The sequence below is a fragment of the uncultured Phenylobacterium sp. genome (assembly GCF_902826855.1).
GTDB lineage: Bacteria > Pseudomonadota > Alphaproteobacteria > Caulobacterales > Caulobacteraceae > Phenylobacterium.
This window is the reverse complement of sequence record NZ_CADEGK010000004.1, coordinates 8180-16861: the sequence shown is the minus strand read 5'-3', so window position 1 is coordinate 16861 and position 8682 is coordinate 8180. Positions and strand designations below refer to the sequence as shown.

Annotated in this window: 5 protein-coding genes and 1 pseudogene; 3 read left to right on the top strand and 3 right to left on the bottom strand. The window is 69.1% G+C overall.

The window, feature by feature from the left end:
* Positions 1 to 171: 171 nt before the first annotated feature.
* Positions 172 to 1029 (bottom strand): annotated as a pseudogene (locus QZV94_RS01205) (SDR family oxidoreductase); the annotation flags it as partial.
* A gap of 86 nt (positions 1030 to 1115) precedes the next feature.
* Between QZV94_RS01205 and QZV94_RS01200 the strand changes: the two are divergent.
* Entirely contained in the window at positions 1116 to 1670 is a 555-nt protein-coding gene (locus tag QZV94_RS01200) for a TetR/AcrR family transcriptional regulator (RefSeq protein WP_293675969.1), read from the top strand.
* On the opposite strand, the gene QZV94_RS01195 is transcribed toward QZV94_RS01200, so the two are convergent.
* On the bottom strand, positions 1667 to 3790 hold the full coding sequence (locus QZV94_RS01195) for a malate synthase G (protein WP_293675968.1): 2124 nt from the start codon (positions 3788 to 3790) through the stop codon (positions 1667 to 1669). The two genes, QZV94_RS01200 and QZV94_RS01195, sit on opposite strands and share 4 nt — an antisense overlap.
* 82 nt (positions 3791 to 3872) lie before the next feature.
* Positions 3873 to 5465 (bottom strand): isocitrate lyase, encoded by a 1593-nt coding sequence (locus QZV94_RS01190; protein WP_293675967.1) that lies wholly within the window; start codon positions 5463 to 5465, stop codon positions 3873 to 3875.
* A 145-nt stretch (positions 5466 to 5610) separates the two neighbouring features.
* Between QZV94_RS01190 and QZV94_RS01185 the strand changes: the two genes are divergently transcribed.
* Entirely contained in the window at positions 5611 to 7017 is a 1407-nt protein-coding gene (locus QZV94_RS01185) for a short-chain fatty acyl-CoA regulator family protein (protein ID WP_293675966.1), read from the top strand.
* Between the two features lie 146 nt (positions 7018 to 7163).
* Entirely contained in the window at positions 7164 to 8390 is a 1227-nt protein-coding gene (locus QZV94_RS01180; protein WP_293675965.1) for a TetR/AcrR family transcriptional regulator, read from the top strand.
* The last annotated feature ends 292 nt before the right edge of the window (positions 8391 to 8682 follow it).

Here is an 8682-nt window from a genome sequence, read left to right as displayed (position 1 = left end):
TCGAGGTCCGAGCGCCGGCGGCAGGTCGTTCCACCCCAGCCTGGCGGCGAGCCGGCGCGCCTTGTCGGCCTGGTCCGGCTCCCTGTGGACCTGGGCGTAGCGGGCGGCGACCAGGAAGCGCTCGTTCTCATCCAGCGCGCCGTCCCGGCCGGCCAGCTCGGCAGTGACCCGGTCGAACATCGGGTGGAAGGCCGGACGGCCGCCGTCGATGTCGGTGAAGTCGTATTCGTGCGCCAGGTCGGCCGCGAACAGCACCTGGCCGGCCTTGCGGTTCACCTGCGGATCGGCGGCCAGGGCGGCGACCGCGCGGCCGACGAAGAACGGGCTCTCCGACTCGGCGAAGAACGGGTCGCGGGCGATGCCGTCGCGCCAGTTGGCCTCGCCGACGCCGAAGTGGCCGAGCACGGCTTCGGAGCGCAGGAAACCGGGGCTGAGCGCCAGCGCCGTCACGCCCGTGCCGTGGAGGTCCCAGGCCATGGCGTAGGCCATGCGGTTCACGGTGTTCTTCACCAGGTCGTATAGCAACTGGCCCCGATAGCCGTCGTAGTGGCCGTCGGTCACCTCGACGATCAGGCCGCTGCGTTGCCGGACCATGAGCGGCGCGGCGTGCCGGGCGGTGATCAGGTGGGTGAGGATCGCCTGGTCGATCAGGGCGCGAACGGTCGGGATGTCGAGCTGCCAGAACTTGGCGCTCCAGTCGACCATGGGATCGCCGCCCCAGATGTCGTTGACCAGGATGTCCAGCCGCCCGTGTTCGGCCTCGATCCGGCCGATCAGGGCCGCGACCTCGTCCTCCCGGGTGTGGTCTGTGCGGACCGCCACGCCATGGCCGCCACGCTCGTCCACCAGCGCCGCCGTCTCCTCGATGGTCTCCGGCCGGTCCATCGGCGAGGTCTGCCCGGCGCCGCTGCGGCCGCTGCAGTAGACCACCGCGCCGGCCGCCCCGAGCATGCAGGCGATGCCGCGGCCCGCCCCGCGCGTGGCGCCCGCCACCAGCGCCACCCTGCCCGTCAGCGGCTGTTTGGCCATCCGCCCCTCCCACTCCAGCCTTGGCGGCGTCGGCGAACCGCCCTACGATGTTTATAAATGAACATTCATTTATAAATGCGGTCAAGATGCCTCGCCCTCGGCGGATCAGTGACGAAGAGATCCTCGCCGGCACGCTCGCGGTGATCATGTACACCGGGCCGGCCGAGTTCACGCTGGCGGCCGTCGCGGCGGAGGTGGGGCTCGCACCGTCGACCCTGCTGCAGCGGTTCGGCGACAAGCGCAGGCTGATCCTCGCCGCCCTGACCCAGGACAACAGTGAGTTCGCCGCGGCCATCGCGCAGGCCCCGACAACGCGCGAGCGGGGTTCGGTGATCGGCCTCTTCCTGCTGCTGACCCCGGACATCCATGATCCGGACACCCTGGGGACCGGACTGCTGTGGATGCGCGAGGACTTCCGCGACCCGGGCCTCAACGCCCTGGCCCGCGAGCGCTGGCAGCTCCTTCGCGAGGCCGTTGCCGAGCGGCTGCCACCCGTGAGGATCGCCCCGGACATCGCCGCGCGGTTGCTGGAAGCGCAATGGCAGGGCGCCTTCAACCAGTGGGGCTTCTTCCGCGAAGGCCGGCTGCCGGACTTCGTCGCCGCCTCCCTGGACGCATGGTTCGACCTGGCGGAAGCCTAGCCTGGCGCTTGCGCCTTCCGCTCGCGGCGGCGGCGGGTGAGGATGTGCTCGGTGTAGCCGTTCGGCTGGGCGCGACCCTCGAACACCAGCTCCAGCGCCGCCTGGTAGGCGATGCTGTCGGGGTTTCCAGCCATGGGTGTGTAGAGCGGATCGTCGGCGTTCTGGCCGTCCACCACCTTGGCCATCCGGCTGAGCGTCTCGCGGACCTGGGCTTCGGTGCAGACGCCATGGTGCAGCCAGTTGGCGATGTGCTGGCTGGAGATGCGCAGGGTGGCCCGGTCCTCCATCAGGCCGACGTCGTGGATGTCCGGCACCTTGGAGCAGCCGACGCCCTGGTCGATCCAGCGCACGACATAGCCCAGGATGCCCTGGGCATTGTTGTCCAGCTCCTGCTGGACGTCGGCCGGGCTCCAGTTGGAGTTGGCCAGCGGCGGGACCAGCAACTCGTCCGTCCCGGTCTTGACGGCGGCGGCCGCCATCTGCGCCTGGAGCGTCGGCACGTCGACCTCGTGGTAGTGCAGGGCGTGCAGCACCGCGGCGGTGGGCGACGGCACCCAGGCGGTGTTGGCCCCGGCCTTGGGGTGGCCGACCTTGGTGGCCAGCATCGAGGCCATCAGGTCCGGCGCTGCCCACATGCCCTTGCCGATCTGGGCGCGGCCGGGGAAGCCGGCGGCGAGGCCGGCCTCGACATTGCGCTTCTCGTAGGCTGCCAGCCACGGCTCGGCCTTGATCGCGTCCTTGCGGGCCATCGGGCCGGCTTCCATGGCGGTGTGGATCTCGTCGCCGGTGCGGTCCAGGAAGCCGGTGTTGATGAACACCACACGGTCCTTCGCCGCGGCGATGCAGGCGGCCAGGTTGGCGCTGGTGCGGCGCTCCTCGTCCATGATGCCGATCTTGGCGGTGTTGCGCGGCAGGCCCAGCGCGTCCTCGACCAGGCCGAACAGGCGCACGGCCAGCGCCACCTCGTCGGGCCCGTGCAGCTTCGGCTTGACGATGTAGACCGAGCCGGCCTGGCTGTTGCGGCGCGCGCCGTTGATGTCGTGCAGCGCCGCGGCGACGGTGATCAGGGCGTCGATCACCGTCTCGTAGACCGGCTTCCCGTTGAGGGTGATCATGTCGGTGGTCATGTGGTGGCCGACGTTGCGCACCAGCATCAGCGAGCGGCCCTTCAAGGTCAGCTCGCCGCCGCCGGCGGTCGTGTAGACGCGATCGTCGTCCAGGCGGCGGGTCTCGGTCCGGCCGCCCTTGGCGAAGCTGGCCTCCAGGTCGCCCTTCATCAGGCCCAGCCAGTTCCGGTAGACGCCGGTCTTGTCCTCGGCGTCGACGGCGGCGACCGAATCCTCGCAGTCCTGGATGGCAGTGAGCGCCGCTTCGACCAGCACATCGGCGACCCCGGCAGGGTCGTCCTTGCCGATGTTGTGGGCGCGGTCGATCTGGATCTCCAGGTGCAGGCCGTTGTGGCGCAGCAGCACGCCCTGCGGCGCCTCGGCGGGACCGCGCCAGCCGGCGAACTGGCCCGGATCGGCCAGGGCGGGGACCAGCGCGCCGTCCTGGACCTGATAGCCGGTGACGTCCGCGTGGCGGCCTCGCGCCAGCGGCGCGACCCGGTCCAGCAGGCTGCGCGCATAGGCGATGACCTTGCCGCCGCGGACCGGATCGTAGCCCTTGGTCCCCGTCGGCGGCTCCAGCGCGTCGGTGCCGTAGAGGGCGTCGTAGAGGCTGCCCCAGCGGGCGTTGGCGGCGTTCAGCGCATAGCGGCCGTTCGACACCGGCACCACCAGCTGTGGCCCGGCGAGGCGGGCGATCTCCGGGTCGACGTTCGTCGTGCCGATCTGGAAAGCGGCAGGCTCCGGCTGGAGATATCCTATCTGGCGGAGGAAGGCGGTCTCCTCGGCCACGTCCACGGGCTTGCCGCGCCGCTCGCGCCAGTAGGCGTCGATCTGGACCTGCAGCTCGTCACGGCGGGCGAGCAGCGCGTCGTTCGCGGGCGTGAAGTCGGCCAGGATGGCCTCAAGCGACGCCCAGAACGCGGCGGGCTCGACGCCCGTCCCCGGCAGCAGCGCGACCTCGACGAAGGCGTGCAGGAGATCGTCGACGGAAACGGCGCTGCTGATGTCCATGCCTCAACCCAATCTCGATATGCTGGCAACACAACGGCCCGAGGCGTGAGCCCCGGGCCGCCAAGTTCTGGAACCTATCCGCTTATGCGAACTGGTTCATCGTGTTGTGAACGCCGCCGGCCTTCAGGGCCGCCTCGCCGGCGAAGTATTCCTTGTGGTCGTCGCCGATGTCCGAGCCGGACATGTTCTGGTGCCGCACGCAGGCGATGCCCTGGCGGATCTCCTGGCGCTGGACGTTGAGCACGTAGCCCAGCATCCCCTGCGACCCGAAGTACTCGCGGGACAGGTTGTCCGTGGAGAGCGCGGCGGTGTGGTAGGTCGGCAGCGTGATCAGGTGGTGGAAGATCCCGGCTCGCTTGGCCGCGTCGCGCTGGAAGGTGCGGATGCGCTCGTCGGCCTCGACGGCCAGCTCGGTGGCGTCGTAGTCCACGCTCATCAGCTTCTCGCGCTCGTAGGCGGAGACGTCCTTACCGGCCTTGGCCCAGGCGTCGTAGACCTGCTGGCGGAAGTTCAGCGTCCAGTTGAAGGACGGGCTGTTGTTATAGGCCAGCTTGGCGCCCGGCATGACCGCGCGGATGCGGTCCATCATCCCGGCGATCTGTTCGATGTGCGGCTTCTCGGTCTCGATCCACAGCAGGTCCGCGCCGTTCTGCAGCGAGGTGATCGAGTCGAGCACGCAGCGGTCCTCGCCGGTGCCGGCGCGGAACTGGAACAGGTTGGACGGCAGGCGCTTCGGCCGCAGCAGCTTGCCGCCGCGGTTCAGGACCACGTCGCCGTTCTTCATGTCGGCGGGCGAGATCTCCTCGCAGTCGAGGAAGCTGTTGTACTGGTCGCCGATGTCGCCCGGCTCGTGGCTGACGGCGATCTGCTTGGTCAGGCCCGCGCCGAGGCTGTCGGTGCGGGTGACGATGACGCCGTTGTCGACGCCCAGCTCCAGGAAGGCGTAGCGGCAGGCGCGAACCTTCGCCAGGAAGTCCTCGTGCGGGACCGTGACCTTGCCGTCCTGGTGCCCGCACTGCTTCTCGTCGGAGACCTGGTTCTCGATCTGCAGCGCGCAGGCGCCCGCCTCGATCATCTTCTTGGCCAGCAGGTAGGTCGCTTCCGCATTGCCGAAGCCGGCGTCGATGTCGGCGATGATCGGGACCACGTGGGTTTCGAAGCCGTCGATGGCGTCGAGCAGCTTCTGCTCCTTCTTGGCGTCGCCGGCCGCGCGGGCGGCGTCGAGGTCGCGGAACAGCAGGCTGAGCTCGCGGGCGTCGGCTTGCTTGAGGAAGGTGTAGATCTCCTCGATCAGCGCCGGGACCGAGGTCTTCTCGTGCATCGACTGGTCCGGCAGCGGGCCGAAGTCGGAGCGAAGCGCGGCGACCATCCAGCCGGAGAGGTAGATGTAGCGGCCCTTCGTGGCGCCGAAGTGCTTCTTGACGGAGATGATCTGCTGCTGGGCGATGAACCCGTGCCAGGCGCCCAGCGACTGGGTGTAGTTGGCCGGATCGGCGTCGTAGGCCGCCATGTCCGCGCGCATGATGCCGGCGGTATAGCGGGCGATTTCCAGGCCGGTCTTGAACCGGTTCTGCAACCGCATGCGGGCGACGCCCTCGGGATCGATTCCGTCCCAGGTTCCGTTCTTGCTGTTGATGAGCTGGCTCATCTCGATGATGTGGTCTTGGTAGGCCATCGCGGCAGTCCCCGATCGGGCAGGAGTGATTGCTGATCGGGTAACGTGCAAACCGCATGCCGGGCCAGGGTGTCCGGGGTGTAGCTGTCAAACTTTACAGAATTTCGATGTAATGTTGTAAGGTCTGACAATTCAGGGACCTGCCATGCCTGCGGATCGCCGTCTCTATGTGGGGCCCAGCCTTCGCCGGCTCCGCCGCGACCTGGGGCTGACGCAGGCCGACATGGCGGCCGACCTGGAGGTGTCGGCCTCCTACATCGCGCTTCTGGAACGCAACCATCGTCCCCTCAGCGCCGAGGTGCTCCTGCGGCTGGCCCAGACCTACAAGCTCGACATGAGCGCGCTTACCGCCGGCGGTGGGACGGACGAGGCCGCTCGGCTGGCGGTGGTGCTGAGGGATCCGATGTTCGCCGACATCGACCTGCCCTCGCTGGAGACCGCCGACGTCACCACGAACTTTCCGGGCGTCACCGAGGCGCTGCTCCGACTCTACACCGCCTATCGCGAGGAACAGTTGGCTCTGGCCGACCGGGGCGTCGAGCCCGGGGTCGGCGGCGGTTCCGACGTGTCCGATCCGGTGTCGGAATCGCGGCGCTTCCTGGAGGCGCGGCGCAACTGCTTCCCCAGCCTCGACGACGCGGCCGAGCGGCTGGCCCAGGCGGTGGCTGCGCACGACAGTCTCACCGGCTATTTCAAGGCCCGCCACAACTTGCGCGTCCGCCGCCTGCCGCCGGAAGTCATGGTCGGCTCGACGAGGCGGCTGGACCGCCACCGCCGCGAGATCCTGCTCAGCGACGATCTGGACAACGCCAGCCAGACCTTCCAGCTGGCCCTCCAGCTCGTCTACCTGGAGCTGGAGACCGAGGTGGCCGCCGTCATCGCCGACGGCAGCTTCGCCACCGAGAGCGGGGAGCGGCTGACCCGCCGCGCGCTCGCCAGCTATGCGGCCGCCGCGATGCTGATGCCCTATTCCGCCTTCGCCCGCGCGGTGGAGGCGCGCCGCTACGACGTGGAGGCGCTCAGCCGCCAGTTCGGCGCCAGCTTCGAGCAGGTCGCCCACCGGCTCACCACCCTGCAGAAGCCTGGCCAGGAGCGGGTGCCGTTCTTCTTCATCCGCGTCGACGAGGCCGGCAACGTGTCGAAGCGCCTGGACGGGGCGGGCTTCCCCTTCGCCCGCCACGGCGGCGGCTGTCCCTTGTGGAACGTCCACCAGGCCTTCCGCACACCGCGCCAGATCGTCACCCAGTGGCTGGAGCTGCCGGATGGCCAGCGGTTCTTTTCCATCGCCCGCACGGTGACTGCGGGCGGCGGCGGCTTCGGCAAGCCTCGGGTGGAACGCGCCATCGCGCTGGGCTGCACGGCTGAGCATGCCCACCGCCTGATCTACATCGACGGCCGGCCGGGTCCGGAGGCGGCGACGCCGATCGGGGTGACCTGTCGCATCTGCCACCGCGCGGAATGCGCGGCTCGCTCGGCGCCGCCGATCGGACGCCAAATCCTGCCCGACGACATCCGCGGCACGAGCACGCCGTTCGGCTTCTCCGACAGCTGAATCGCCCGAAGCTCCACAGGGAGCTGCAACGCGCCAGGCTCTGAAGTCATCCGCCTCCGCCGGAAGCCCCGGTCTGGGGATCAAGGGTCTTGGCGCGGCGGCCCATGCGAGGCACAAGAGCATTTCATCGGGGAAATAATCTTCACATGGCTCAGCGCGCCGCCGCGGCGAAATCCACGGACAGGTTCGCACGCAAGCGGGAAGCCATTCTCGACGCGGCGACCCGCATCCTGAACCGCAAGGGCATCAAGGGTCTGACCCTGGGCGACGCCGCCGCGGCGGTAGAGCTCTCGACGACCAGCGTCACCTACTACTTCAAGCGCAAGGATGACCTGGCCGCCGCCTGCATCACGCGCGGCATCGAGACTCTGCATGACCTCGCTGAGACCGCCACCAAGGCAGCGACGCCGCCCGAACGGCTGCACGCGTTCCTGACCGGATACCTCGACATTTTGAGGAAGATCGACGCTGGCTCGGCCCCGCCGCTGCCGATCATCTCCGAACTCCGCGCGCTGTCCTCGCCGCGCCAGGAGGAGGTGGTCCAGGCGTACATGCGGCTCTTGCGCAAGGTGCGCCAGATCTTCGACCACCCCGACCTCACCTGGATGTCGCGGGGCCGGCGCACGGCGCGCACGCGCATGCTGCTTGAGCAGGTGTTCTGGGGCGGCGCGTGGCTGGCCAGGTACGAGCCCGACGATCACCCGCGCATCCGCGACCGCATGGTCGACATCCTCCTGAACGGCGTCGCCCGCCAAGGCCGGGGTTGGGAGCCCATCCCCATCCCCATGGCGAAGCTGGCAGAAGGCCCGGAGCTGGCGCGCGAGGAATTCCTGCTGGCGGCCACCTGCCTGATCAACCTGCGCGGCTATCGTGGCGCCTCGGTCGACAAGATCTCCGCCGCGCTGAACGTCACCAAGGGCAGCTTCTACCACCACAACGAGGCCAAGGACGACCTGGTGGTCGCCTGCTTCGAGCGCAGCTTCGAGGTGATGCGACGGGCCCAGCGGCTGGCCATGGACCTGCCGGGCGACCAGTGGGACAAGCTCGCGGCCTGCGCGGCGGCGCTGGCGGAGTTCCAGCTCTCGGAGCACGGCCCGCTCCTGCGCACTTCGGCGCTGACGGCCCTGCCCGAGCAGATGCGCCGGGTGATGGTCGAGCACGCCAACCGCGTGTCCGACCGCTTCGCCTCGATGATCTCCGACGGCATCGCCGAGGGTTCGATCCGCCCGGTCGACCCGTTCATCGCGGCCCAGATGCTGAACGCCACCCTGAACGCCTGCGCCGATCTGGGCTACCTCGTCCCCGACGTGCGCCCCAAGGCCGCGGCATCCGTCTTCGTGCGGCCCCTGCTGATGGGCATCTTCGAGAAGTAGGCGTGCGTATTCCCTCCCCTCCTAGGGGAGGGTGGCGAGCGTAGCGAGACGGGTGGGGAAGTGTGGGCCCGAGTTCTGAGGCCCGTGATTGGCGGGGCTCGTCCTGGGGCGCGGCGTTCCAGCCCACACTTCCCCACCCTGACCGCTTCGTGGTCTTCCCTCCCCTAGGAGGGGAGGGAATGCCCAAACGAAAAACGCCGCGAAGGCTGCCCCTCGCGGCGTTCTGAATTCGTCGCAGTGAGGCTTGCGCCTACTTCCGCGTGAAGGCGCCGAACTTGGCGTTGAAGCGGGA